The 23,651-nt window shown below is 33.0% G+C and carries 28 protein-coding genes; 22 read left to right on the forward strand and 6 right to left on the reverse strand.

What is annotated here, in order from left to right:
* Positions 1-8: 8 nt before the first annotated feature.
* From FA045_RS09250 to FA045_RS09335, 18 genes are all read left to right on the forward strand, one after another.
* Positions 9-3,170, forward strand: a complete 3,162-nt coding sequence (locus FA045_RS09250) for a type I restriction endonuclease subunit R (RefSeq protein WP_136876775.1) — start codon at positions 9-11, stop codon at positions 3,168-3,170.
* Positions 3,171-3,206: 36 nt separating this feature from the next.
* The gene (locus FA045_RS09255) at positions 3,207-4,082 is read left to right on the forward strand and encodes a hypothetical protein (protein WP_136876777.1); all 876 of its coding nucleotides are present in this window, start codon (positions 3,207-3,209) and stop codon (positions 4,080-4,082) included.
* 88 nt (positions 4,083-4,170) lie between these two features.
* Positions 4,171-4,506, forward strand: a complete 336-nt coding sequence (locus FA045_RS09260) for an STAS-like domain-containing protein (protein ID WP_136876779.1) — start codon at positions 4,171-4,173, stop codon at positions 4,504-4,506.
* Positions 4,507-4,517: 11 nt separating this feature from the next.
* On the forward strand, positions 4,518-5,108 hold the full coding sequence (locus FA045_RS09265) for a PIN domain-containing protein (RefSeq protein ID WP_136876781.1): 591 nt from the start codon (positions 4,518-4,520) through the stop codon (positions 5,106-5,108).
* Between the two features lie 447 nt (positions 5,109-5,555).
* Positions 5,556-5,786, forward strand: coding sequence for a hypothetical protein (locus FA045_RS09270; RefSeq protein ID WP_136876782.1), 231 nt, complete (start codon positions 5,556-5,558; stop codon positions 5,784-5,786).
* A 95-nt stretch (positions 5,787-5,881) separates the two neighbouring features.
* Positions 5,882-6,145 carry a hypothetical protein gene (locus tag FA045_RS09275; protein ID WP_136876783.1) on the forward strand — a complete coding sequence of 88 codons (264 nt, stop codon included), beginning with the start codon at positions 5,882-5,884 and terminating at the stop codon, positions 6,143-6,145.
* A gap of 149 nt (positions 6,146-6,294) precedes the next feature.
* On the forward strand, positions 6,295-6,705 hold the full coding sequence (locus tag FA045_RS09280; RefSeq protein WP_136876784.1) for a hypothetical protein: 411 nt from the start codon (positions 6,295-6,297) through the stop codon (positions 6,703-6,705).
* Positions 6,680-7,120, forward strand: coding sequence for a helix-turn-helix domain-containing protein (locus FA045_RS09285; RefSeq protein ID WP_136876785.1), 441 nt, complete (start codon positions 6,680-6,682; stop codon positions 7,118-7,120). The genes FA045_RS09280 and FA045_RS09285 overlap by 26 nt, the downstream gene beginning before the upstream one ends.
* Complete coding sequence (locus FA045_RS09290) at positions 7,120-7,584, forward strand: protein-export chaperone SecB (protein ID WP_136876786.1); 465 nt, start codon at positions 7,120-7,122, stop codon at positions 7,582-7,584. The genes FA045_RS09285 and FA045_RS09290 overlap by 1 nt, the downstream gene beginning before the upstream one ends.
* 21 nt (positions 7,585-7,605) lie before the next feature.
* Entirely contained in the window at positions 7,606-7,818 is a 213-nt protein-coding gene (locus FA045_RS09295) for a hypothetical protein (protein WP_136876787.1), read from the forward strand.
* A 402-nt stretch (positions 7,819-8,220) separates the two neighbouring features.
* Positions 8,221-8,442: a helix-turn-helix domain-containing protein gene (locus FA045_RS09300; protein WP_136876788.1), complete on the forward strand. Its 222-nt coding sequence runs from the start codon at positions 8,221-8,223 to the stop codon at positions 8,440-8,442.
* The gene (locus FA045_RS09305; protein ID WP_136876789.1) at positions 8,439-8,771 is read left to right on the forward strand and encodes a HipA N-terminal domain-containing protein; all 333 of its coding nucleotides are present in this window, start codon (positions 8,439-8,441) and stop codon (positions 8,769-8,771) included. Before FA045_RS09300 ends, FA045_RS09305 begins: the two co-directional genes overlap by 4 nt.
* Complete coding sequence (locus tag FA045_RS09310; RefSeq protein ID WP_136876790.1) at positions 8,764-9,714, forward strand: HipA domain-containing protein; 951 nt, start codon at positions 8,764-8,766, stop codon at positions 9,712-9,714. Before FA045_RS09305 ends, FA045_RS09310 begins: the two co-directional genes overlap by 8 nt.
* An 82-nt stretch (positions 9,715-9,796) precedes the next feature.
* Positions 9,797-10,282, forward strand: coding sequence for a helix-turn-helix transcriptional regulator (locus FA045_RS09315; protein ID WP_136876791.1), 486 nt, complete (start codon positions 9,797-9,799; stop codon positions 10,280-10,282).
* Between the two features lie 17 nt (positions 10,283-10,299).
* The gene (locus FA045_RS09320; protein ID WP_136876792.1) at positions 10,300-10,935 is read left to right on the forward strand and encodes a nucleotidyl transferase AbiEii/AbiGii toxin family protein; all 636 of its coding nucleotides are present in this window, start codon (positions 10,300-10,302) and stop codon (positions 10,933-10,935) included.
* Positions 10,936-11,266: 331 nt separating this feature from the next.
* Positions 11,267-12,367 (forward strand): Gfo/Idh/MocA family protein, encoded by a 1,101-nt coding sequence (locus tag FA045_RS09325; RefSeq protein ID WP_136876793.1) that lies wholly within the window; start codon positions 11,267-11,269, stop codon positions 12,365-12,367.
* Between the two features lie 110 nt (positions 12,368-12,477).
* Positions 12,478-13,734 (forward strand): YeiH family protein, encoded by a 1,257-nt coding sequence (locus FA045_RS09330; RefSeq protein WP_136876794.1) that lies wholly within the window; start codon positions 12,478-12,480, stop codon positions 13,732-13,734.
* Positions 13,735-14,070: 336 nt separating this feature from the next.
* Complete coding sequence (locus FA045_RS09335) at positions 14,071-14,766, forward strand: sensor histidine kinase (protein ID WP_136876795.1); 696 nt, start codon at positions 14,071-14,073, stop codon at positions 14,764-14,766.
* A 101-nt stretch (positions 14,767-14,867) separates the two neighbouring features.
* Here the strand turns inward: FA045_RS09335 and FA045_RS09340 are convergent, their stop codons facing one another.
* Positions 14,868-15,449: a Crp/Fnr family transcriptional regulator gene (locus tag FA045_RS09340; RefSeq protein ID WP_136876796.1), complete on the reverse strand. Its 582-nt coding sequence runs from the start codon at positions 15,447-15,449 to the stop codon at positions 14,868-14,870.
* Positions 15,450-15,632: 183 nt separating this feature from the next.
* Here FA045_RS09340 and FA045_RS09345 point away from each other — a divergent pair, with 183 nt between their 5' ends.
* Positions 15,633-16,703, forward strand: coding sequence for an SDR family oxidoreductase (locus FA045_RS09345; protein WP_136876797.1), 1,071 nt, complete (start codon positions 15,633-15,635; stop codon positions 16,701-16,703).
* A 203-nt stretch (positions 16,704-16,906) separates the two neighbouring features.
* Positions 16,907-17,776, forward strand: a complete 870-nt coding sequence (locus FA045_RS09350; RefSeq protein WP_136876798.1) for a DUF808 family protein — start codon at positions 16,907-16,909, stop codon at positions 17,774-17,776.
* Positions 17,777-17,840: 64 nt separating this feature from the next.
* On the opposite strand, the gene FA045_RS09355 is transcribed toward FA045_RS09350, so the two are convergent.
* From FA045_RS09355 to FA045_RS09365, 3 genes are read right to left on the reverse strand one after another with little or no spacing between them, the layout of a single operon-like run.
* Positions 17,841-18,302 carry a DUF892 family protein gene (locus FA045_RS09355; RefSeq protein WP_136876799.1) on the reverse strand — a complete coding sequence of 154 codons (462 nt, stop codon included), beginning with the start codon at positions 18,300-18,302 and terminating at the stop codon, positions 17,841-17,843.
* A gap of 6 nt (positions 18,303-18,308) precedes the next feature.
* Positions 18,309-18,947 (reverse strand): PRC-barrel domain-containing protein, encoded by a 639-nt coding sequence (locus FA045_RS09360; RefSeq protein ID WP_136876800.1) that lies wholly within the window; start codon positions 18,945-18,947, stop codon positions 18,309-18,311.
* A 52-nt stretch (positions 18,948-18,999) separates the two neighbouring features.
* The gene (locus FA045_RS09365; RefSeq protein WP_136876801.1) at positions 19,000-19,740 is read right to left on the reverse strand and encodes an SRPBCC family protein; all 741 of its coding nucleotides are present in this window, start codon (positions 19,738-19,740) and stop codon (positions 19,000-19,002) included.
* Positions 19,741-19,845: 105 nt separating this feature from the next.
* Here FA045_RS09365 and FA045_RS09370 point away from each other — a divergent pair, with 105 nt between their 5' ends.
* Together FA045_RS09370 and FA045_RS09375 are read left to right on the forward strand one after the other, a co-directional pair.
* The gene (locus tag FA045_RS09370) at positions 19,846-20,604 is read left to right on the forward strand and encodes a DUF72 domain-containing protein (RefSeq protein ID WP_136876802.1); all 759 of its coding nucleotides are present in this window, start codon (positions 19,846-19,848) and stop codon (positions 20,602-20,604) included.
* A gap of 47 nt (positions 20,605-20,651) precedes the next feature.
* On the forward strand, positions 20,652-20,864 hold the full coding sequence (locus FA045_RS09375; protein ID WP_136876803.1) for a hypothetical protein: 213 nt from the start codon (positions 20,652-20,654) through the stop codon (positions 20,862-20,864).
* Between the two features lie 14 nt (positions 20,865-20,878).
* On the opposite strand, the gene FA045_RS09380 is transcribed toward FA045_RS09375, so the two are convergent.
* Both FA045_RS09380 and FA045_RS09385 read right to left on the reverse strand, forming a co-directional pair.
* Complete coding sequence (locus tag FA045_RS09380) at positions 20,879-22,207, reverse strand: paraquat-inducible protein A (RefSeq protein ID WP_136876804.1); 1,329 nt, start codon at positions 22,205-22,207, stop codon at positions 20,879-20,881.
* A gap of 43 nt (positions 22,208-22,250) precedes the next feature.
* On the reverse strand, positions 22,251-23,579 hold the full coding sequence (locus FA045_RS09385; protein ID WP_225871312.1) for a paraquat-inducible protein A: 1,329 nt from the start codon (positions 23,577-23,579) through the stop codon (positions 22,251-22,253).
* Positions 23,580-23,651: the final 72 nt, after the last annotated feature.

Here is a 23,651-nt window from a genome sequence, read left to right on the forward strand (position 1 = left end):
GTCTCAGAATGAAAGAATATAAACTGGTAGCAGAAAACCCAGAAAGCACCGTTGTAGCCGAATACGAAGCCGAGTATAGAAAACAAACCTCTTATCAAAGCGAAGCAGAATTAGAGAAAGCATTTATTTCGCTTTTAGAGAAACAGGCATACACTTTTTTACCTATTAAAACCGAAAAGGATTTGGTAGATAACTTACGTGTACAATTAGAATTGCTAAACAGCTACCAGTTTACAGATGAAGAATGGAAAACGTTTTTCGATGCTAAAATTGCCAATGCCAATAGTGGTATAGTAGAAAAAACAACTATCATTCAAGAAGATTTTATCCAGCTATTAGATTGCGAAGATGGCTCGGTAAAAAACATACGCTTAATAGATAAGGAGAATATACACAATAACCAATTACAGGTTATTAATCAATATGAAACTGAAGATGGCAAAAGAGCAACCCGATATGATGTAACCATTTTGGTAAATGGTTTGCCCTTAATACATGTCGAATTAAAAAAACGTGGGGTAAGTTTACAAGAAGCATTTAATCAGATTAACCGTTACAATCGCGAATCTTTTTGGGCTGGCAGTGGCTTGTTTGAGTATGTACAGTTGTTCATCATTTCTAATGGTACATTAACAAAATATTATAGCAATAGCACTCGCTACACTCATATTAAAGAAAAGGAGAAAACCACCAGTACTAAAAAGAGTAAAACAAGTAACAGCTACGAGTTTACCTCTTGGTGGGCTGATGCCAATAACGCACCCATTTTAGATTTAATGGATTTTGGTAAAACCTTTTTTGCCAAACACAGTTTGTTAAACATTCTTACAAGATATTGCGTACTCACTTCCGATAAATTGCTGTTGGTCATGCGGCCATACCAAATCGTGGCAACAGAGCGCATTTTAGGAAAAATAAATACAGCAAATCAGTATAAAAGATACGGTACCGAAAGCTCTGGAGGTTACATTTGGCATACTACAGGTAGTGGTAAAACCTTAACTTCTTTTAAAACGGCACAAATAGCCAGTAAATTACCATTTATAGAAAAAGTATTATTTGTTGTAGATAGAAAGGATTTGGATTACCAAACCATGAAAGAGTACGACAAGTTTGAGAAAGGTGCTGCCAATAGTAATACCAATACTGCCGTTCTTCGTAAACAGTTAGATGATCCCAACGCAAGGATAATTATTACAACCATCCAAAAATTAGCTATACTTATTAAAAAAAATAAAAGTAATGCTGCTTTTGGTAAACCTACTGTAATCATCTTTGATGAATGCCATCGCTCACAATTTGGCGATATGCATGAAGCCATCACCAAAAACTTCAAAAAATACTTTCTCTTCGGTTTTACCGGAACACCAATTTTTGCTAAAAACTCTAGCAGTGCAGGCAAAGCCGATATGAAAACTACGGTACAAGCTTTTGGCTGTTATGCCCACGGCGCACCAGAAAATTGTCCAGATGAAAATCACTCAACAGCTATTCATACTTATACCATTGTAGATGCCATAGCTGATAAAAATGTATTGCCTTTCCGTATAGATTATATCCGTACAATGAAAGAAAAGGAGGAAGTAAAAGATAGTAAAGTAAGAGATATTGATCGAGAAAATGCATTAATGGCACCACAGCGGATATTTAATAATGTAGATTATATTTTAAAACATTTCGACCAAAAAACAAAGCGCAATAGCAAGCCGTATTACATGACAACTCTGTCTAACGTTTACGAAGTTGCATCAGCAAAAGATCGTAATAAAATAGAAGAAGTAAAAGAAAAAATAAGGAGAAGCGGTTTCAATTCTATTTTTGCCGTAGCCTCTATAGATGCTGCGAAGATTTATTATGAAGAATTTAAAAAACAGCAAAAGGAAATACCTAAGTTAGCTAGATTAAAAATTGCAACGATATTTAGTTTCTCACAAAATGACCCTGAGGAAGATGGGGTAGAAGATGAAAATTCCGAAAATACGGATGGTTTGAGTGCTAGTCACCGTGACTTTTTAGATAATGCCATAAAAGATTATAACACAAATTTTAAAACTACTTACGATACCTCGGCAGATAAGTTTCAAAACTATTACAAAGATGTTTCCTTAAGGATGAAAAATAGGGAAATTGATTTGTTGATTGTTGTAAATATGTTTTTAACTGGTTTTGATGCTACAACCTTGAACACGCTTTGGGTTGATAAAAATGTAAGGATGCACGGTTTGTTGCAAGCTTTTTCTAGAACAAATCGTATTTTAAATTCCATAAAAACCTTTGGTAACATCGTATGCTTCCGTAATTTAGAAAAAGCTACCAATGATAGTTTAGCTTTATTCGGCGATAACCAAGCAGGAGGAATTGTATTGTTAAAAGCATATAATGATTACTATTATGGCTATAACGATGGTAAAAGAGACATTGCCGGTTACTACGATTTAGTGCATGAATTAAAAGATAAATTCCCAATTGGTAAACGAATTATAAGTGAAGAAAGTAAAAAGGAGTTTATCAAACTTTATGGCGCAATCTTAAAACTTAAAAACATATTAACTTCTTTTGATGAATTTGAAGGAAATGAGATATTAAGTGAGGCCGAATTTCAGGATTATCACAGTATGTATATAGAGCTGTATCAAGAATTTAGAAATAAGGAAAAAGGAGATACCGAAAATGTAAATGATGATATTGTTTTTGAAATGGAGTTGATAAAGCAGGTTGAAATTAATATCGATTACATCATCGCTTTAATTCAGAAGTATCATGAAAGCCATTTAAAAGATAAAGAAGTAGTTGTTAATATTAGTAAAGCAATAGATTCTAGCGTTGAGTTAAGAAATAAAAAAGAATTGATAGAACAGTTTATTGCATCATTAACACCATTTTCTAATGTTGAAGAAGATTGGCAAGCTTTTGTTAGTACAAAGAAAAAAGATGAGCTTGATACGATAATTGAGGAAGAGAATTTAAAAGCACCAGAGACCTACACTTTTATAAATAATGCTTTTAAATATGGCGAGATACAATCATCAGGAACAACTTTTGCCAAGATTTTACCACCAGTTTCTAGGTTTACCGCAACAGGAGATAGGACTAAGAAAAAAGAAATAGTGCTAGAAAAATTGAACGCCTATTTTGAGAGATATTATGATATTACGAGTGAAACGATTTAGGGGTTTTATTAATTAGCAAGTTAGACAAAATACAATTTGAATAAAGAAATAGAAATTAATTTAGGGCAGGATAACATCTATACTGATGCATCAGGTATACGTCAGATGCTTGCATTTTATAATGAGTGTAAGGCATATTTCGACTGTACCATAAATATCAAGTTAGATAATACCGGATGGATCGATGGAAATTTATGCGCATTTTTAGGTGCATTAGTTTATAGGTTGAGTATTGAGAATAATTTGAAATTTTCAATGGATGCTAAACAGGTTTCTGCGAAGTGTAACATCCTCTTTGCTAACGATTTTTTGCCGATTACTCAAGACGAAAATTATTATAAGACAAACTCATGCCTACCCTTTAGAGGCTTCTTTCCCAATCAAAAAGATGATTTTTTTAATTATTTAGATAACGACCTTTTTGCACATAATGCTATGCCAAAGCTTTCGCGAGCGATACAGGATGAATTAATTGATAATTTAGGAGAGATATATGGAAATATAGAAAAACATGCAGAAACCGAGCTTCCATTTTTTGTGTGTGGACAATATTATCCATCAAAAAATGCACTTAATTTTACCATAAGTGATTTGGGTGTAGGTTTTTTTAAAAAGATTAATGCTCAAAAGTCTTTAGAAATTAAAACCTGCGGTGAAGCTGTATTATGGGCCATTGCAGGAAATAGTACTAAACCTGATGTGCCTGGGGGAACCGGTTTAAAAGGCTTAAATGCCTATTTACAAAATAATAATGGAGCAATGCAAATTTATACTGGTGATGCAGGTTGGTGCAGCAAAACAGTTAATAGCGTGCTCTACCCAGATGGTATAAGTTCATTGCGAAATAATTATTTAGGTGCTACAATTAATTTGGAATTTAATACAAAAAATCTTAATTTCAGAAGTCTTTAAGAAAACGGTAAAAAGTTATATCTTTGCAACCTCTTAAAAACAAACTGATTTAATAATCGTTATACTATTGAAAAATAACCAATTAGATATGAAAATCAGCGTATATGATATATTAAATAGCGCAAATGCCTCATTACATACAGATGGTATTCAGCTTTTCAATGCAATCCAAAAATCTTTCGATACGAATAGAAATGAGCAGGTTGAAGTTGATTTTACAAATATCAAACGTTGCTCTACGCTATTCTTGAACGCTTCATTCGGCAAATTACTTGCTGAATATGGTGAAGAAAGTGTGAAAAAATTTATCCATCCATCAAGCTATGCAGAAATTGTAAATTTCATGTACAAGTATCAAGAGATGTGGGATAATTTTATCAATAAAGATAATTATCAAGCATACCGTGAGGAAGCGCTTGCTTAATTTTTATTGCCTTGAATATTATCAATTTAAACATAAATAGCAGTCCACAAGACTGCTATTATATTTTAGATAGTAACGTTTGGCTGCCAATTCTAGGTTTAGATGATGAGCCTACAAGTTCTCATTATCAAATATTTTTCGATAAGCTCCTTAAAAAAGAAAATCCACAAATATTATTGTGTTCAGTTCAGCTTAGCGAAATTTTAAACAGATTATTAAGATTTGATGCAAGAAAGGTTTATGACAGGAAGTATGATGGCAAGACTGGAAGCATACCAAAGTTTACCACTTTTTATAAAGATGAATATAGATGTAGCGAAGATTTCAAATTAAAATATGAAAGTATTATTGATGATATCTCCGGATTTTCATATGGATTTCAAATGGTAGAGCCAAGTAAATTTGATTTTGATGCTTTAACTAATTTCGAAGCAGATAAAATGGACTTTAATGACCATTATTTTTGTCTTTTAGCTAAAGAATATGGCGCAACTATTGTAACCCATGATGCAGACTTCTTTGGTTTAGATGTAAATGTTGCTACTTTTAATTTAAGGTTGTATAAAGCTTACACCAATAGTATAAAACCTAAGTTAATTTAATAGTTAAATTTATTTTTGGTTTCTGCTCTATGTAACTCCCCCAACTCTCTCATGCCAAACCCTTTTACGCCCATCAATAAATTCTTCGCTTAAGTAAAACACGCCACCCATTCCATATATCCTCAAAGCCATCCCGAATTTTTTAGCACAAAAAGATTTTATAATCCTTAATTTTTTCAAAAGCCATCACCACCTATTCGCCCTGTATAAAATAATTTCAAAATTATTCTATTTCCAGACGCTTAATTTCTTTTCCCTAAATGAAATAAATTATCGGTAATCAATCAATGTTTTACTTTGAATAAATAAATATTTCTTTAAAGAATATTTTGGTTAAAATGCTGTAATTCAGTAAATAATGAAAGAGGTATAGCTATTTGTTGTATAGTTTTTAATACTTAACTTGATACCAATTAATCAAAAACTTCATCATTAAAAACCAAACCTATGTCAAAAGTGTATGAAACAGGGCACGCCAAAAACGTAGCCAACTTCGAAACCCTAATTTCATTTGTAGCCAGCTATGGTGCTACTTACAATCCATCGAGAGCATCCATTCAACTAGCAGCATTACAAACCAAAGCAGTAGATGCAAGCATAGCCATGCAGCAAGTAAATACGCGTTTAGCTACCAATGGCAATGTGATAGCTGCTAGAGAAACAGGAGCAAGTAGTTAAAACAATATTAGAGCAGGCTAAGCTTATAACAGATGAGTTTTCCAATATATACTAGTAAATAATTAGAACAAAAATGATTAAGACAGAACAAAAACTTGCAAGATGAATGGGTAAAGCATTTCGATAACCTAACTGGTACAGCCTTTGGTAATGCAATAATGAATAACGTTTCGTTAAATTTTGCCATAGTTGAAGATAAAGTGGTAGCAGTAGTAGATGTGAGAGAATCTGCAACGCATGTTTTTATGAAGAACAAGGCAGATAAAAACCGCAAGCAATTTTACATTCGTAGAAATGGAAGTACCATTGAGTTAGATGCCGAAGAAATGATTGGGTATGTAAAACAAAAGTGGGGATAAACCGTAAATTGGTGCAAAACTTTTATAATATTTCAGTTAGATATTATCTATTTTAGTCTTTGTAATATTAAATTAAAAACACTTACATATTTTTATTGTAAATATTTAATCAGAAATTTGAATTTAATTAAGCAATAGCTTAAGTTTGTATGCAAAGAAAAGCAATATTAGTAAAGAAATCCATAGATGGAAAGAAAGCTTTCTTTGTTGACGAACGAAATGCAAAAGAAATATATTCCATTCTTAATAAAGATGAAGCTTACAAGAAGAAATTCCGTTTTGCCCTCCACCAACTCTTAGATGGAAAAATTACAAGAGATTTATATGATAAGGAAAACTTTGAAAAAGGCTGCGAACATATAACCGCTTTAAAATTATTTAAAGGAAAAAATAACCCAAGAATATATTGTCAGGAACAAACATTCGGAGAACAAAAAGTGTTTGTGATTATAGCTTGCAGTGTTGTGGCAAAAAAAACAACAAGCTCCGGTCTCTCAAAAAAAGATAAACAAAATATTAGAAGCATAGCTAAATATGAATACGACATCAAAGACATCTGAAGAAATACAAAATAGCTTTAATGAAATTTTATCCATCTCATCAGAACAAGAACGCTTAGAGCTAGAAGCTCAATCATTGGCTTTTTCTTTTTTGGCAGAGATTGATAAAGCGATGAGCGAACAGAAAATGTCTAAAAAAGCTTTGGCCGAATCTATCGGAACATCGGCTAGTTACATCACTCAATTATTTAGAGGAGATAGGTTGCCGAATTTTATAAATTTAGCTAAGATGAAAGAAGCTTTAGGTATGGAATTCGACATTGAAGTTCGAGATAAACATACAACCGAAGAAAAATCTTTTGATTTTCCAGAAATTAAGCCTAAAGGATGGCATTATTATAAATTTGAGACTGATTATCAAACCCCTCAAGCTGAATATGGTGATGTTCAATATGATGAAACTCAAGCAGCATAATGAAAGCGAAATTATCTCCTTTAATTTGGTTGAATTTTGCTTTACTAAAGAGTGAATTTGATTTTATCCAACCTGCAACAATTTCAAAGAAGAAGTTAGACCCATCAACTTTTTTTGAAAAATATGTAATTGATGTAGATTTTTCAAATAATATTAGTGATGATGGAACGTTTCAAACTTTCACTAAAATTGAAATTAATAATGAAGATGAGCCAGAAGCTGGATATAAAATTTTGGTAGAAGGAACTGGAATTTTTCAGATTAAAAGTGAAGTGGAACTTCCAGAAGGACATATTAAAAATCTCCAGAACTATTCTGCTGTAAATTTATTAATCAATAGATTAAGAACTCACATTTTACAAATGACTAGTCTTTCTGTTTTTGGTGCTTATGACCTACCTCCAATAGATATTACTGATTTATTCAAGCAGAAAAACGAGCAAAATCGTGTAGGAAAGGATTAAGCATTAATGTAAATTATTTTTATGGCATACTCAATTGAAATGTGGCGAGCATTAAATCGCTCACTACAAATGGAATCACGTTTCTTTAAAAAATATCTTGATGAACATTATCCTGGTGTTTATGAAGAAATTAAAAATGAAATGATAAAAAAAGGAATGAGTGATTTAAGCGACTCCTTTGATGATTTTTTGGTTGAAAATGTTCCGATGAAAGTTCATAAAAAAGATGTTTGACGCACTAACTTTGCTATTGGAGATGTTGTGCAAGCCATCCCGAAATTTTATGATAAACAGATTTTGTAATCCCTAATTTTTGCAAAGGCCATCACCTCATACTCTTACCTTCTAAAATATTTCCAAAATTTTCTATTTCCATACGCCCAATTTCTTTTCCCTAAAAACAATAAATTATCTTAATCAACTATTGCGTAGCTTTCCGTCTCGGTAAAATTTAAGGTCTATTGCATCCAAAATGCTGATCCCGAATGTTCTAGATTTTGAATTGAGGAAAGAAACAACATCTTTAGCTTCATTTTTTAGTATATGCTTTAACATATAAAACTATTAATTATCTATAAGTATATCTTTTTGCATATAATTTTATATATTTGATTAAATTACGAGCAATTGCATATAATGAAACACTTAGCTGAGTTTATTAAAGAGAAAAGAAAAGAAGAAAAGCTTACCCAAGAACAATTTGCGGATAGGGCGGGTGTGGCACTAACGGTAATACGAAAAATAGAACAGGGTAAAGAAAATCTTAATCTTTCTAGTATAAATCAGGTATTAAAAATGTTTGGTTATGTGTTAGCTCCGATTGAAAAAAATGGTGTTTCTCAAAATCATGACGTATGAGAATAGCTGAAATATTTTATCAAGATATATTGGCAGGAATACTCATTGAGACAAATGATGGGGAGTATACATTTGAATATGATACGGATTATATCGAAAACTATCCAAATCAATTTCTTACTTTTTCTATGCCAGTGGGCAAGGGTAAATTTAAAGACAATCGTTTATTTCCTTTTTTCGAGGGTTTAATTCCAGAGGGATGGCTTTTAAATATCGCATCAAAAAACTGGAAAATTAATCCCAATGATAGGATGGGTTTACTTTTAGCCTGTTGCCAAAATTGTATAGGTGCAGTAAGTGTTAAACCAATACATACGGGTGATGAATAAGAACTGTTTATATTGTTATAACCAATTGCCCCAAGATACGAATGGAGATTTCCACGAGCATTGTAGTCTGGATTTTTTTGGCACCAAGCAACAGCCAGAATTTGCTTATTCGTTAGCGCAGATGGATGAATTGGCGAAAAATGTAATAGAAAGAAGTATTGCAGTTCCTGGAGTACAACCTAAACTGTCTTTAACGATGGTTAATACTGCTTTGGATGATGATAAAAATGGTAGGCTCACTGTAGTTGGTGCTTTGGGTGGTAATTATATCTTTAAACCACCATCTTCAATCTTTAATGAAATGCCACAAAATGAACATCTCACTATGAGAATGGCAGAAGCTTTTGGAATGAAGACTGCAAAATCTAGCTTAATCCGTTTAAAATCGGGTGAACTTTCCTATATCACCAAAAGATTTGACAGAACTGATTTAGGCAAGAAGAAACACATTTTAGATATGTTTCAAATTTTAGAGGCTTTTGATAAGTACAAAAGTTCAATGGAAAAGGTAGGAAAGGCCATAGGTCAATATTCTAATCGTTCAGCATTTGATCAACTCTATTTTTTTGAATTAGCTGTTTTCAGTTTTTTAACTGGAAACAATGATATGCACCTTAAAAATTTCTCTTTGCTATTAGATCATAACAAGTGGAGTTTATCTCCAGCGTATGATTTATTGAATGTAGCAATTGTAAACCCCGAGGATAAGGAAGAATTGGCTTTAACGTTAGAAGGCAAAAAGAAAAAACTTAGCCTAGAGAATTTTCAATATTTGGGAGCAAAGCTTGATCTCAATGAAAAGCAAATTAAGAGTGTTTTTAAACGATTTGAAAAATTTAAAATTATTGCCGAAGAATGGATAAACTATTCCTTTCTTTCTGAAGATTATAAAGAAAAGTATACAGTTTTATTAAAGTCAAGGTATCACATACTTTACTCTTAAAGGTGTTTTGAGGAGAATAATTTCATTTGCTAATTAGAAATGCACAAAAACATAATATAAACAAAATTGTTTATATTTGTATATGTTTGAAAAGCTATCCATATTAAAAGGTCTTCACCCAGGGTTCTTCTTAGAGCATGAACTCAAGAAGAAAAAATTGTCTAAACGACAATTTGCAATTGCTTTGTCAGAACATCCCCAAACTATTGGTGCAATTACTAAGGGAAACAGGGATATGAATACCGCTTTATCTTTAAGAATTGAAAAGGCTTTAAATTTGGAAGAAGGCTTTTTAATGATATTACAATCTTTTTATGATATTAAAAAAGTAAAAGAAAAGCTTGCAGATAAAAAAACGCCAAATCTAAAATTAATACGTCCTGTATTGTTTTGGGATACGAATATCAATAAAATAGATTGGGAGTTCCATAAAGAGTATATCATTCAAAGAATTTTTGAACGAGGAAATCAGCAAGAGAAAGAGGAAATAGAGAGGTTTTACGGAAAACAAGTTGTTGCTGATATACGCTCAAATATAGCTAAGAGTAGTTACATCAAATTAGAATAATTTAAACATATCGGTATATGCTCTATTGGAATACTGTAAATGATACATTGAAAGATGCGTTATTGCTGTTGATGAAATCTTCCATATTCGACCAATTTAGATTAGTTGGAGGAACTTCTTTAAGTTTACAACTTGGGCATAGAATGTCAATTGATATTGATCTTTTTACTGATGCACCTTACAGATCTATAGACTTTAACAAAATTGACGAGTTCTTAAAAGACAATTTTCCTTATGTTGATGGGTCTTTTGGAATGTTGGTTGCAAATGGTAGATCTTATGCTGTTGGTGAAAATAATTTTAATAATGTTAAGCTTGATATCAACTATACAGATCCTTTTATACAAAAGGCGTTATTTGTAGAAGGAGTGAGGTTGGCCACGGTTCAAGAGATTATGGCCATGAAAATGGAAATTGTTCAAAGTGCTGGTAGAAAGAAAGATTTTTGGGATATTCATGAAGTTTTAGATTACTATCCAGTTGAGCAAATGATAAAACTACATGAAGAAAGATATCCCTATGGACATGATAAGGATTTAATACTTAAAAATCTGTCTAATTTTACAAAAGCAGACAAGGATATTGACCCCGAATGCTTGCGTGGTAAACACTGGGAATTGATAAAGCTCGATATGCTAGAATTAACAAAATAAATCAGTTTTGTACCGAATTTGTATTTTTTATAATGTAAATGCCTGATAATCATTATCACTTCACTTTTTTTGTTAGAAAGTAAACGTTTTTTTCTTCGTTTAGTTTATCTTCTTTTTATCGAAATCGCTCAATTTTTTAGTCTAAACAATCTCAGTATAAAACATTATTATCCTTGTCTTATTTAAAAATGATTGATCTATTTATTTAAATTACAGTGTGTTAATTTATTTTAATTCAAATCTTGTCTATGTAAACAATAGATTTTTAACTTTCTAAAAGTTTCAATATCATTTAAAATTTCTAACTTGAGCTGTCCCTAATTATGTTATCATGTTTAATAAAAATCTTAAGACTTTTTTAACGCTCATTTTTTCGCTTAGTCTGTTTTCTATAGCAAATGGGCAAGATAAACTTGATGTTGCTGTTGCAGGTTTAAGTCATGATCATATTTACTTAATCATGAATAGTTATCAAAAAGGTGAGGTTAATATTATAGGTATTGCAGAAGCTGATACAATTTTGGTGCAACGTTTCAAAAAGCGATATCAACTCCCAAATCATTTATTTTATCATGACCTCAAAACATTATTACAAAAGCATAAACCAGATGCAGTATTGGCCTATAATGCAATTGCTGATCATCTTGCTGTTGTTGAAGTTGCCGCTCCGCTGGGTATTTCTGTTATGGTAGAAAAGCCTTTGGCAGTAAACGTAAAGCAGGCAGAAAGAATGGTAAAACTGGCTAACCAATACCAAATCAATATACTTACAAATTACGAAACTACATGGTATCCAAGCAATCAAGAAAGCTATAAAAATATTAAAGAGCAAAATCGTATTGGCCACGTGCGAAAGATGATTGTACACAACGGGCACCAAGGGCCGAAAGAAATTGGTGTGAGCAAACAGTTTTTAGATTGGTTAACTGATCCAGTAAAAAATGGTGGCGGAGCTTTGGTAGATTTTGGCTGTTATGGTGCAAATTTAATGACTTGGCTGATGGATGGAAAAGCTCCAATTTCAGTGAGTGCAATTACTCACCAGCTTAAACCAACAATATATCCTAATGTAGATGATGACGCAACCATTCTTTTGGAGTATGCAGATGCTACAGGTATTATTGAGGCTTCTTGGAATTGGCCCTTTAACATAAAAGATATGGAAGTTTTTGGAGATAAGGGCTATATACAAGCAGTTGATGCAAATACGTTAAGGTTTCGAGAAAATTCAAAAAATAATTATAGTATTTATAAGGCAGAACCTATTGAGAAGAACTATTCTAGTAGTTTACATTATTTAAAAGCGGTATTGGATAAAAAAATTGAACCTAAAAATGATTTGTCATCTTTAACAAATAACCTCATTGTTGTGAAGATATTGGAGGCAGCAAAAACATCGGCAAAAACAGGTAAAAAGGTAATGATCAATTAATGAATGGTTATTGCGTTAGAACGAGCGGAAAAGTAAAGATTATGATAATTTCTGTGCTTTTAATTTTGAATTAACGAGTTTTGGTAAATTGATATCCAACCAATAGATTAATGCAGGCTAAAACAAAATTCTTACTTACCGAAGACTGGACAGTAGTGGTTCTTGGTTTTCTTATTATTATACTCTCCTTATCAGGCCTAATTGTTCCAGTTCCGGCGCTAAAGTGGGTAAATGTGACCGAATTAATCGATAAAATTCTTTCACTAGCTAATTTGCTGAAGTTTGTCGCTCAATTTTTATTGATTTTTGTTGTTGCCATGTTGGGCGCACTCGCTATGGGAAGGCCAATTAAAAAACTATTGGTGGTGGTGCCTGTTGTTTATATACTAACCATAATAGCTCTAATTATTTCTGGTAGTGCTTCAATGAGGTCACTTAATCTCGAGGGGGTTATTTTTAGTTTGGGTATAGGACTAGCTATTAGCAATTTTTTTAGGCTGCCTAAATGGTTTGTAGCAAACCTTTCTACAGAACTTTTTGTAAAAATTGGTCTGGTATTGTTAGGTACTTCTGTAATCTTTTCCGATATTTTGAAGGCTGGATCACTAGGTTTAATACAGGCACTACTGGTTGTGCTGTCTGTTTGGTATTTTGCTTTTTGGCTATGTAAAAAGCTTAAGGTAGATCAAGAATTAACCATGATGATTTCTAGTGCAGTATCCATTTGTGGTGTGTCTGCGGCAATTGCTACCTCTGGAGCTATAAAAGGAGATCCAAAAAAGCTATCTTATGTGATTTCTATGGTACTCATCACCGCTATACCTATGATGATCTTTATGCCATACCTTGCTCAATATTTCAATTTAAGTCAAGCGGTTACAGGTGCTTGGTTGGGAGGAAGTATTGATACAACAGGTGCAGTGGTGGCTTCCGGATCTTTAGTTGGAGAGGAAGCTCTTAAAATCAGTACCATAGTTAAATTTTCACAAAATGTATTGTTAGGGCTTGCTGCATTTGCCATTTCAGTGTATTGGACATATACTCAAAAGCCTGATGGACAGGCAGTAGTTGAAAAACCTACCCTAAGGGTAATATGGGAAAGGTTCCCAAAGTTTGTAATTGGCTTTGTTGCGGCATCATTGCTGTTTAGTTTTGCACTTAGCCAAGAGGCGATAACTGGTGTAAAAGATAGTTTAAAGAACCTCCAGGGTTTGTGGTTTGCCCTTGCATTTACTAGCATAGGTTTGGAAACTAAATTCTCTGAACTTTTTGATAAGCATAGCAAAACTCCTTTTTATGCATTTTTAATTGCCCAATTGTTCAATATCGTTATCACACTGATGATTGCCTATATGCTGTTTAAGTAAATGAGTAGCGTTATTTCTTAGCGCATAATGTTATTAATTTAAGGAAACTTTGCTCGTCATTGCTTCTGTTTTTCACAGAACGAAGCAATCTTTCATGCATTTTAGCTATTAGATACCAGCCTGTTTAAAAGATTGCTTTCCCGAAAGTCTGGACAAGGCTGTCTCTGCGCTTTCCTCGCAAGGACGACCGCTTTAAAAAGCTTAACTTAATCACATTGTCATAGCGCATAGCGCAACAACTATTTATTCAAGAGTTTAAATTAAATTTTTGTTAAATTCCCAAGTCTGTGTATTTGTTTATTTACGTATGTTTACGATAGATATAAACCAAATATTTTGAGTACAGAAATTTTTCGCCTAGAAGCAACCCGAAGATACCTTGATTTTAATCTAAATCGGGAGAAAGAATTGGATCAACTGGTAATGTTAGCCTCTCAAATTTGCGGTACGCCAATCTCACTAATTACTTTAATGGACGAAAATTTGCAGTTTATTAAAGCTGGAATAGGAGCTGATATTAAAGAAATGCCCAGAAAAACTTCTTTTTGTACCGTAGCTATAGAAACTGATGATTTAATGATTGTAGAGGATGCAACCAAGGATGTAAGGTTTGCCAATATCCCGGTGGTAGCGGATAACCCTCACATTCGTTTTTATGCAAGTGCAAACCTGAGGTCTTATGATGGTTTTAATGTAGGAACTTTATGTGTTTATGATGTTAAACCAAAAACCTTGTCGGCCGAACAGCGAAATAGTTTAATTGCATTAGCTGGCCAGGTAAGTCATATTATGGAGTTGGATCTGGCACTAAAAAAGTTGAGGCAGCAAAATTTGGCTTTTATGGAAATCGCCCGTATTCAATCTCATGAATTAAGACTGCCAGTTTCTTCAATACTTGGTGTTATGGATTTAATAAATGGAGAGAAATCTGATTTAAATCCGGAGTATCTTAATGTACTTAACAATTCTGTTATCCAATTGGATGAAAAAATTCGAACAATTGTAGGTTATGTTAGTGCAAACAGCGCTTAAAATTGTTTAAACTACCTTTTTAGCATAATTCTGGTTTTGAGATCAAAATATATTTTTAACCTATAAATTTTTATAGCTTACCACATGTTGCTCAATTAATTTTATTTATTCCTAGCATGTGATTTTTTAATCCTACTGATGGTTTCTGGGGCTAAACCTAAATAAGACGCGATAAGATTTTGGGAAACTCGGGCGATGAGTTCTGGATTGCTTTTTACCAAATGTAAGTATTTTTCCTCTGCCGTATGGGTAATATTGCTCATTAACCTTTTCTCCTTAGTAACTAAACTATTTTGATACAAAATTCTGAAATAGCGATCCATAATAGGAATAGCTATTGTAATTTTTTCATAATCTTCTCTTGAGATCAATAGCAGCTCAGAGTCTTCAATAGCATCAATATCAAATACTGCAGGTTCGCTATTTAGAAAGCTGTTAAAGTCTGAAAGCCACCAACCTTCCCAGCCAAAAATACTCATGTGCTGTTGCCCGCTATCATCAATATTATAGGTGCGAAGTAGTCCTTTGGCTACAAATGCCATTGATTTGCAAACATCACCCTGTTGTAATAAATATTGTTTTTTTCTGATTTTTTTAGGTGTGAAATACGCACTCAGCAACACCTTATCTGTTTGGTTAAGGGTTACTTTTTGCTGTATGTGGGCTAAAAGTATTTCAATCATGTGGGGTGATTTTTTTTTAAAGTTAGCTATTTTGTGTTTGGGATGATCAACGCTAAGAAATTTCTTGATTTAGATCTATCGTTTTTTTTGATGCAAGTCAACAACTAAAGGATCAAAACTCAAGATCTTTGGGGGCTGGATTTATGATAGTTAAATCCAAGAGTTAAAGAAAAATTAAAATATATGAAAAATAGAATTGCACTCGTAATAGGAGCAAGCGGTATTAGTGGGAGTAACCTTGCAGAGAAACTGATAGCCGAAGGATGGAATACTTACGGTTTATCTCGCCACCCGAAACATGATATAAAAGATCTTAAACCGATTGCGGCTGATCTTTTGGATAAAAAAGGTTTAGGATTTGCGCTTTCGGACATTAAACCAACACATGTTTTTATTACCACTTGGACAAGAATGGACACTGAGGCTGATAATGTTAGGGTAAATGCAGCGATGATACGAAATTTGGTAGATGTATTGTCAGTTAAAAAATCGGCAGAACACATAGCTTTGGTAACAGGCCTTAAGCACTATCTCGGCCCATTTGAAGCGTATGCTCAAGAGGGTTTTCTGCCTCAAACTCCATTAAAAGAAAATCAACCAAGATTGAAAATGGAGAATTTTTATTATGCGCAAGAAGACGAATTATTTAAGGGTGCAGCTAGAGATGGATATACATGGAGCGTTCACAGGCCACATACGTTAATTGGCAAGGCTGTTGGTAATGCAATGAATATGGGCACAACTCTTGCCGTTTATGCTAGTATTTGTAAAGAGCTTGGATCTAAATTTGTATGGCCTGGATCTGCTGCGCAATGGAATGGAATTTCAGATGTAACCGATGCAGGGATATTGGCAGAACAATTGATTTGGGCATCAAGTAATAAGGTAGCTGCTAACCAAGCATTCAATATTGTTAATGGTGATGTTTTTCGTTGGAGCAGTTTGTGGTTTCATTTGGCAGCTTATTTCGGAGTTGAAGCAGTAGGTTATGAAGAGAAAATAAAACCATTGGATGTTCAAATGCCAAAATATGCTGATTTATGGAAAGAAATGGCAACAAAATACGGCTTAATTGAAAGCAGATTAGACCAATTATCTAGTGCTTGGCACACTGATCTTGATCTTGGCAGACCAATTGAAGTGCTAACCGATATGTCAAAAAGCAGAAAACTCGGTTTCACTGCTTACAGGGATACTCAGGAAGTATTTACAGAACTGTTTGATGAGCTAAAGAAGAGTAGGTTAATTCCTTAATCGTTTGGTATATTTCCTTTGGCTTAAATTGTGTTTTAATCATTTTATTTAAGGATGATTAATTAGCTATGTTATCTTACAAAACTGTTTTCCGTTTTTTAAAGTAGTTTGGTCAGCTTAATTTTTAAATCTTAATTAAGTTAAGCCTAATCTTAATTTGTGTAGTGGCATGCAATTTGTTATTTTGCGCAAAATGATTTTATATGGCTTCTGGTATTTTTGCTGTTCTCGATGATATTGCTTTACTAATGGATGATGTGGCCATGGCGGCCAAGGTAGCTACCAAAAAAACAGCCGGTATATTAGGTGATGATTTGGCCGTTAATGCCGAAAAAGCTACTGGATTTCTATCTTCGCGAGAAATCCCTGTTTTATGGGCAATAACAAAGGGTTCTTTTATCAATAAATTGATTATTGTACCAATTGCCATCGGATTAAATATATTTTGGCCCATTTCTATTAAGGTTATTTTAGTAATAGGTGGTTTGTATTTGGCTTATGAGGGGATGGAAAAGATTGTAGAATTTTTATTTCATCGAAAAAAAGAAACTGCCAAACCTGCAACTCAAATAATCCAGGATGACCCACAGGCAGAAAAAGCAAAGATAAAATCGGCCATTTTAACTGATTTTATTCTCTCTGTTGAAATTGTGATCATAGCATTAGGCTCAGCCGCACAAAGTAGCATGTCTGTACAAATACTTTCGGTATCTGTTGTTGCAATTGTGGCCACCGTTGGGGTATATGGAATTGTAGCTTTGATAGTAAGGATGGATGATTTGGGCTACAAATTGATTAAAAAATCTGGCGAAAAGGGTGTAGTAAATACGCTTGGAGTTTTATTGGTAAAAGCACTTCCAATAATAATTAAAATACTTGCTGTTGTAGGTACAATTGCTCTCATTTTAGTAGCTGGAGGTATATTTGCACATAATGTTGGATTTTTACACGGACTTTTTCCAACCATACCAGCAATGGTTACTGAATTTGGTTTAGGTGTTTTAGCGGGCTTAATTGCTGTATTATTAATGACAGTTGTTAAAAAGATGTTTGGTAAAACAGTTAAAAATTAAGTTACTGGTAACCATTTCAATCATTAAATATTGAAGGTTTAAAGATAAGAAATTGGACAATGTTTTAATTTTCTGCCAATTGAATTAATGTCCTATTGATCCAAATTTGTGTGTTTTCATTATCAGTAATGGTTTGGCGCAATAAGGTAGTTGCTTCATCTTCTGCCAACAACTTAAATAAATTAATGAGGAGTTCATATTGATTATTTTTCATAGCCAAAAACTGATTGGCTATGAAAATAATTTCTACATCTTGTTCAGTAGATTTTTTTTTTGAAAGTTTAATAGGGTTAATTGCTATTGCAGATGATATTAGCGCTTTACCTTTTGGTAATAACTTGGTAATTAACTTTAATCTCTGATAATGGTTTTGAATATAAGTTTGCTCTGGATGCAACGCTTTTGCCAATTGTGGAGTAAATGCTGCCTGAGCTAACTTATCAAAAGTTTTGGCACATTTACGTTCTAATAAAATCATCCAATTAACTACAGCAACAATTTTTTCACTAACGGCTAAATTATCCATCTGCTATTAAATCTCTCTTTTCTGCTCTTTAAGATCGATATGTTTTCCTTCATTGTGATGTGAATTTTCTCCGGTATGGTCATCAGCGGCATGCAAATCATTTTGTTTTGAATTTTCAATCAACTCGTGAATGGTCTCTTTTTGAGCGCCTCTATCTGTAAATGATTTGGAAGATAAGTTTCTGTTTTGATAAAAACTAGTTGGATTAAAATGATGGTGATTGTAAAAATTTTGCTGATCTAATTCAGCAATTGTTTCTTCAATTCTTAATGCTGCCGGACTGCCAATAATTTGCCTAACCAATTGTTCTGTATCATTGCTTGGTAAATTTTCATCAAAACTTGGTAAAGCATTAAATTGATCAATATGAATATTAGGTAAAATCACCTCTGGTTCGGTTTCATGCAATTGAGCTATGCCTATCGGGATCATCACTTTTTTAGCTTCTAAATTCGTTGCAGTTAAAGTTATAATCAAATATCTGATATCTTTTGTAAGCGAATCAAATAACAAATCATCTACTATTCCAATTTGCAACGAGGCTTCATTTTTCACTTCCCAACCTAAAATATTAGCTTCATTTTCATCAATTTTATATTCGCTACTTTTTAAGCTTTCTAATGCGCTTGTTTGAGTGTTTTCCATTTTAATTTTTTTTAAAGTCTTGTATTTTTTTTAGCCTTTTCGGTTAAACAAATTAATTATCTATTTGTAAACCAGCATAATTCATAAAATCTGCATGTTCTGCATAATTTTTAAAACTTTGTATGTCTTCCCTTATCATTTTTTCAAATAATCCATTAAAAATAGTGGCAATTCCTTTACCTACACTGCCTGCTGGAGGGAAATAATTAATTTCGATATGTAGCTGAGTACCAATCGTATTCAAAGTATCTATAAACTCAACTTTGCCTGCATTTTCAATCATCGATCCAGTGGTAGATTGCCAACCAATATATTTGTTTTCATCTTCGTGAGTAATTTCAGCGTTCCAGCTTAAAGGGATTAAATTACCTGGTGTATTTGCAATCCAATGTGATGTGGTATCACTTGTTTCTGTTACCGTTTTTAGGTGTGCCATAAACTTTGGTAAATTAGAAAGCTCTCGCCAAAAGGCAAATACTTTTTCTCTTGGAGCGTTAACTGTAATTGTTTCTGAAATGTGGATAGCCTCTGGATCTGTAGTGTCTATTCCTAAACGTTGATATAATGGGCACACACCGCTTGCACCTCGATAGATTAACAAACCACCAGCTGCTGCACCTTGCAAGCCCAATAAAGGATGTTTTGTAATGTTTTTGAGCGATTTATAAAGTAAGTAACTCCCTGCTAAAAAAGAAATTGTTCTTTCTCCACCATCAAGGTTTATGGAGTTAGCTGGTTTAAGATTAATGTCTTTTAAAGTGTCGTTAAATGTTTGTCCGAATAGGTTATTCATATTTTGTAAGGTTAATGTGCCTAATGAACATTCTCAAGTCTCGAATGTTTAATATTTCATACAAATTCTTTTGCAACAAAAATTATTAATTGCTGTTTAAATTCTATGTCAATTAATAAAAATAATTTTTATGCGGGTACTAGTGGCTTATTATTACCTGTTCCAAATAAAACTTATTATCCCCAAAAATTTCAAGATAAAAGTAGGCTTAGTTACTATTCCTCTCTAGTAAATTCTATCGAGATTAATAGTTCATTTTATAAAATACCACAGGCAATTACCATTGCAAAATGGGCTTTAGCTGTGCCAGAGGATTTTAAATTTACTTTTAAACTTTTTAAAGCAATTACCCATCAAAAAGGTTTAATATTTGATGAAGATTTAGTAAGCCAATTTTTTAAGGTAATTGATCATGTTAGAAATAAAAAAGGATGTGTATTGGTTCAACTTCCTCCTAGTATAAACATTAATTATTTTGCACAAATCCGTTTACTTATGATGGTTTTGAAAGTTAATAATCTTAATAATTGCTGGAAAATTGCTTTCGAATTTCGTCATCCTTCGCTTTATTGTGGTGAAGTTTTTGAACTTTTAAATGAGTTTAACATGGGCATGGTACTGCATGACAAGGCTAAGTCTGCAAGTCCATTTATTGATATTGAGATGGATTTTGTCTATTTGCGTTTCCATGGTCCAGATGGCAATTACAAAGGCACTTATGATGATGAGGTTTTAGATGAGTACTCCAGCTATATTAATGATTGGCTTGCCAATAAAAAACAAGTATATGTGTATTTTAATAATACCATGGGCAATGTTTATGCTAATCTCAACACACTTGTTAAGTGTGTTGAGATTAGTTAATACAAATTTGTTTTTAAACAATTATTAAAAACCAATGTTAAGGCAGTATGGAAAAATTTAGCATTCAATTATTAGAACAAACATTTTTAATAGAGCCGCAAGAAAATGGTACTTTCAGAATTTTTGATGGAGAAGAAAAAATAGGGGTTATTTATCCAGAAGTTGAAGAAGATGGTACAGTTTGGAAAACCATGGATGATTTAGATGCTGATTTTGTACAACAGCTTGGTGAGTTGGTTTCTGAGCATAACATGAAATAAAGTGGCTTCTTTAATTACTTTGTGCTACAAGTTAAGCGTTTAAGCATGTAAGAAAGCATAATGGCAAATACCACATAACCAACAAATAAGATATATCCAGGTTGTAAGGAAGTATAATTTACGGTAGAAGTGGTTAAAAATTCATTCTTAATATTTAAATCCGTGAGTTGACTTTTAAGTATACCATTTAATCCAATATAGGTCATTAAAATTCCAACTACCATAACATCCGCCATATCCCACTTCCCAGATTCGAAAGCTAAATATCTGGTTACTTTATTTTCTGCAATTAATGGCTTGCATAATAAATGGATGCCTCTTGATGTAATTCTGAGTATGGGTAAAATTATCACAAATAAGATGATGATCACACCTACAGTAATTGAATCTGGCTTTGGTTGTTGTAAGAGAACGATTGCAATATCCAATATGCTTTTACTTTGGTAAAATAATACCTGATTATCAAAGGCAACCTTTTCGCCCATCATTAAAAAGTTGAGGGAACTTAATCTAGCATCAACCTCAATAATAGGTATCGTTACGCCAACAAATAATAACAACAATGCAAAAAGCAGCGACATGATAAACAAACTAGTTTGCAGGTGTTTTTTCTTCCTTAAACTAGCCCAAATTACAACAACAATTAACAATGTACACAATAATGCGTAGGCATAATTATAATTAACCTTTCTTATATCTTCTACTTTATGCTCAATTTGTTGGTTTAATGCAATGGGATTATTCACCTTGTATTTGCCATACATGTGTTTAGTCAGCTTTGCAATAGCAATACCAGTACTGTCATAAGTTTGATCTGCTAACTCCTCAAATTTTGTATTAGCAATGTTTTTAAGTTGATTAGTTGCTTTTTTACTTAAAAGCCTATTCACAATAGTTTTTGCAAATCCTGGCACTTCTGCATGTAATTCTTTAGGATCAACAAACTGCTTAAAAGCAAATTTTTTAAGCTTATTGCCTATACCTTTTTGTTTTTTGTTAAACTGGCTCACCACTTGGTTAACCATGGTGTGCATCTGGGCTTCTACTTGTTTTCTGATGGCTAGTTTTTGCTCGGCAGTAACCTCAAATCCTTTAATTTTGCCAGATACAACCGCTGAAATTTTATCGCTCCATAAATCAACAGAAAAAAGGCCGAAACTGATGTTGTTAAACATGGCATAATCCTCTTTTAACTGTTGTTGTTTTTTAGATTGCTCATGTAAACGGTATCCAAAATAGCCTTGTACCACTAACAAAATACCCAGCCCCAATAGGAGTAAAATATTTGCCAGACTAGCATATTTAGGTTTTGGATTAGGAGATGGCTGCTGATTGGTTTCCACGTTAGTGTATATTTGATAGAAATTTCTTTAATTCTGTTAATTTTTAATGCGAATCATGCGGTGTGATGAACTTTAAAATGGTAGATAGTACCAATCCGAAAAGTACAAAAGCGATAAAAATAATGTAGCCAGGTTGCAAAGCAGTATTGTGTGTAGAGATTAGCGTAAGCGTATCAGCAGGGATATCAAGCTTTTTCAATTGATCTTCTAACAAACCATTCAAACCAATGTAAGCCATTAAAATTGCAATAACCACCACATCAGCCATGCTCCATTTGCCAGATTGAAAAGCGAAATATTTGATCACTTTGTTTTCTGCCAAGCTTTTTTTGCCTAATAAATGAATACCAGTTGAGCTTAATTTCATTACCGGAAATAAAATACTAAATACTAAAATTAATACTCCAACGGCAATAGAATCCCAACCTGATCCTCCCATTAAAACAACTACCACATCTAAAATACTTTTACTCTGAAAAAATAATACTTGATCATTAAATTGAATTGGTTGGCCTAATAAAGTAAATTCTAGCGTGTTAATTCGAGCATCAACTTCAATCATCGATGCAGTTAAACCAACACCTAACAACATAAAAGCAAACAGTAGCGACATGATAAACAAACTTGCATGCAAATCTTTACGTTTTCTAAAGGTCCACCAACAAAGTAATATCACTATAATGCCGCAAAGTATTGCGATGCTGTAGGTGTAGGTTAGGCTTTCTATAGATTTTAGTTCTCTTTTAATTTTTTGGTTAAATGCAGCTCTGTTATCGACTTTATAAACTCGATAAACTTTGGCAACTTTACTTGCATTAGCTTTTAAAGTACTGTCAATAAATTCGGTATCTTCCATTTCCTCTAACTTTTTTAAGCCTATTTTGCTAAGCTGCTTTTTAGTTTGAGGGTTATCCACCTTATCCATCATAGATTTAGCTAAACTGGGAACCTGTTTTTTGAAGCTGTCAATCTCCACAAAGTTTTTAACGGCAAATTTTACCAGTTTACCCCTTACCGATTTTTTCTCTGGTTTGGTAACTAACGCTTCGGCACGGTTAATTAAAGCTAAAATTACCTGTTCAATTTCTTTTTGTAATGCTTTTTTTTGTGCTGGAGTAATGTCTAAATTATTACTTTGATAATTGATGATGCGTTCAATTTTATCATGCCATTGCTCAATAGAAAATAAGCCCAACATGATGTTATTCATGGCTGCATAATCTTCTTTTAATTTTTGTTGGCGTTCAGAAAGTTGGTTCAATTGGTAACCAAAATAGCTCCCAGCTAAAAATAGTAGACCTAATCCTAAAATGATGAGGGTTTTTAAGGCATTAAAACCTTTGCCCGAAGTAGGTGATGTGTTAGCGTTCAATTGCGTTAAAATATAAATTGGATTTGCCTATAACGCAGTAGCCTGTCAATTGTTTGAAATTGATATTTTTTT

Origin of the sequence: Pedobacter cryotolerans (assembly GCF_005116475.1) — a bacterium.
In the GTDB taxonomy this organism is placed as follows: Bacteria; Bacteroidota; Bacteroidia; order Sphingobacteriales; family Sphingobacteriaceae; genus Pedobacter; species Pedobacter cryotolerans.

What these genes read in the sequence shown, in the direction of transcription:
- FA045_RS09285 (WP_136876785.1), top strand. Translation starts at nt 6,680, where the DNA reads ATGAATACGACATCAAAGACATCTGAAGAAATACAAAATAGCTTTAAT.
- FA045_RS09340 (WP_136876796.1), bottom strand. Translation starts at nt 15,449, where the DNA reads ATGATTGAAATACTTTTAGCCCACATACAGCAAAAAGTAACCCTTAAC.
- FA045_RS09310 (WP_136876790.1), top strand. Translation starts at nt 8,764, where the DNA reads ATGAATAAGAACTGTTTATATTGTTATAACCAATTGCCCCAAGATACG.
- FA045_RS09355 (WP_136876799.1), bottom strand. Translation starts at nt 18,302, where the DNA reads ATGGATAATTTAGCCGTTAGTGAAAAAATTGTTGCTGTAGTTAATTGG.
- FA045_RS09350 (WP_136876798.1), top strand. Translation starts at nt 16,907, where the DNA reads ATGGCTTCTGGTATTTTTGCTGTTCTCGATGATATTGCTTTACTAATG.
- FA045_RS09305 (WP_136876789.1), top strand. Translation starts at nt 8,439, where the DNA reads ATGAGAATAGCTGAAATATTTTATCAAGATATATTGGCAGGAATACTC.
- FA045_RS09360 (WP_136876800.1), bottom strand. Translation starts at nt 18,947, where the DNA reads ATGGAAAACACTCAAACAAGCGCATTAGAAAGCTTAAAAAGTAGCGAA.
- FA045_RS09330 (WP_136876794.1), top strand. Translation starts at nt 12,478, where the DNA reads ATGCAGGCTAAAACAAAATTCTTACTTACCGAAGACTGGACAGTAGTG.
- FA045_RS09320 (WP_136876792.1), top strand. Translation starts at nt 10,300, where the DNA reads ATGCTCTATTGGAATACTGTAAATGATACATTGAAAGATGCGTTATTG.
- FA045_RS09290 (WP_136876786.1), top strand. Translation starts at nt 7,120, where the DNA reads ATGAAAGCGAAATTATCTCCTTTAATTTGGTTGAATTTTGCTTTACTA.
- FA045_RS09270 (WP_136876782.1), top strand. Translation starts at nt 5,556, where the DNA reads ATGTCAAAAGTGTATGAAACAGGGCACGCCAAAAACGTAGCCAACTTC.
- FA045_RS09370 (WP_136876802.1), top strand. Translation starts at nt 19,846, where the DNA reads ATGTCAATTAATAAAAATAATTTTTATGCGGGTACTAGTGGCTTATTA.
- FA045_RS09300 (WP_136876788.1), top strand. Translation starts at nt 8,221, where the DNA reads ATGAAACACTTAGCTGAGTTTATTAAAGAGAAAAGAAAAGAAGAAAAG.
- FA045_RS09315 (WP_136876791.1), top strand. Translation starts at nt 9,797, where the DNA reads ATGTTTGAAAAGCTATCCATATTAAAAGGTCTTCACCCAGGGTTCTTC.
- FA045_RS09295 (WP_136876787.1), top strand. Translation starts at nt 7,606, where the DNA reads ATGGCATACTCAATTGAAATGTGGCGAGCATTAAATCGCTCACTACAA.
- FA045_RS09260 (WP_136876779.1), top strand. Translation starts at nt 4,171, where the DNA reads ATGAAAATCAGCGTATATGATATATTAAATAGCGCAAATGCCTCATTA.
- FA045_RS09365 (WP_136876801.1), bottom strand. Translation starts at nt 19,740, where the DNA reads ATGAATAACCTATTCGGACAAACATTTAACGACACTTTAAAAGACATT.
- FA045_RS09250 (WP_136876775.1), top strand. Translation starts at nt 9, where the DNA reads ATGAAAGAATATAAACTGGTAGCAGAAAACCCAGAAAGCACCGTTGTA.
- FA045_RS09325 (WP_136876793.1), top strand. Translation starts at nt 11,267, where the DNA reads ATGTTTAATAAAAATCTTAAGACTTTTTTAACGCTCATTTTTTCGCTT.
- FA045_RS09375 (WP_136876803.1), top strand. Translation starts at nt 20,652, where the DNA reads ATGGAAAAATTTAGCATTCAATTATTAGAACAAACATTTTTAATAGAG.
- FA045_RS09280 (WP_136876784.1), top strand. Translation starts at nt 6,295, where the DNA reads ATGCAAAGAAAAGCAATATTAGTAAAGAAATCCATAGATGGAAAGAAA.
- FA045_RS09345 (WP_136876797.1), top strand. Translation starts at nt 15,633, where the DNA reads ATGAAAAATAGAATTGCACTCGTAATAGGAGCAAGCGGTATTAGTGGG.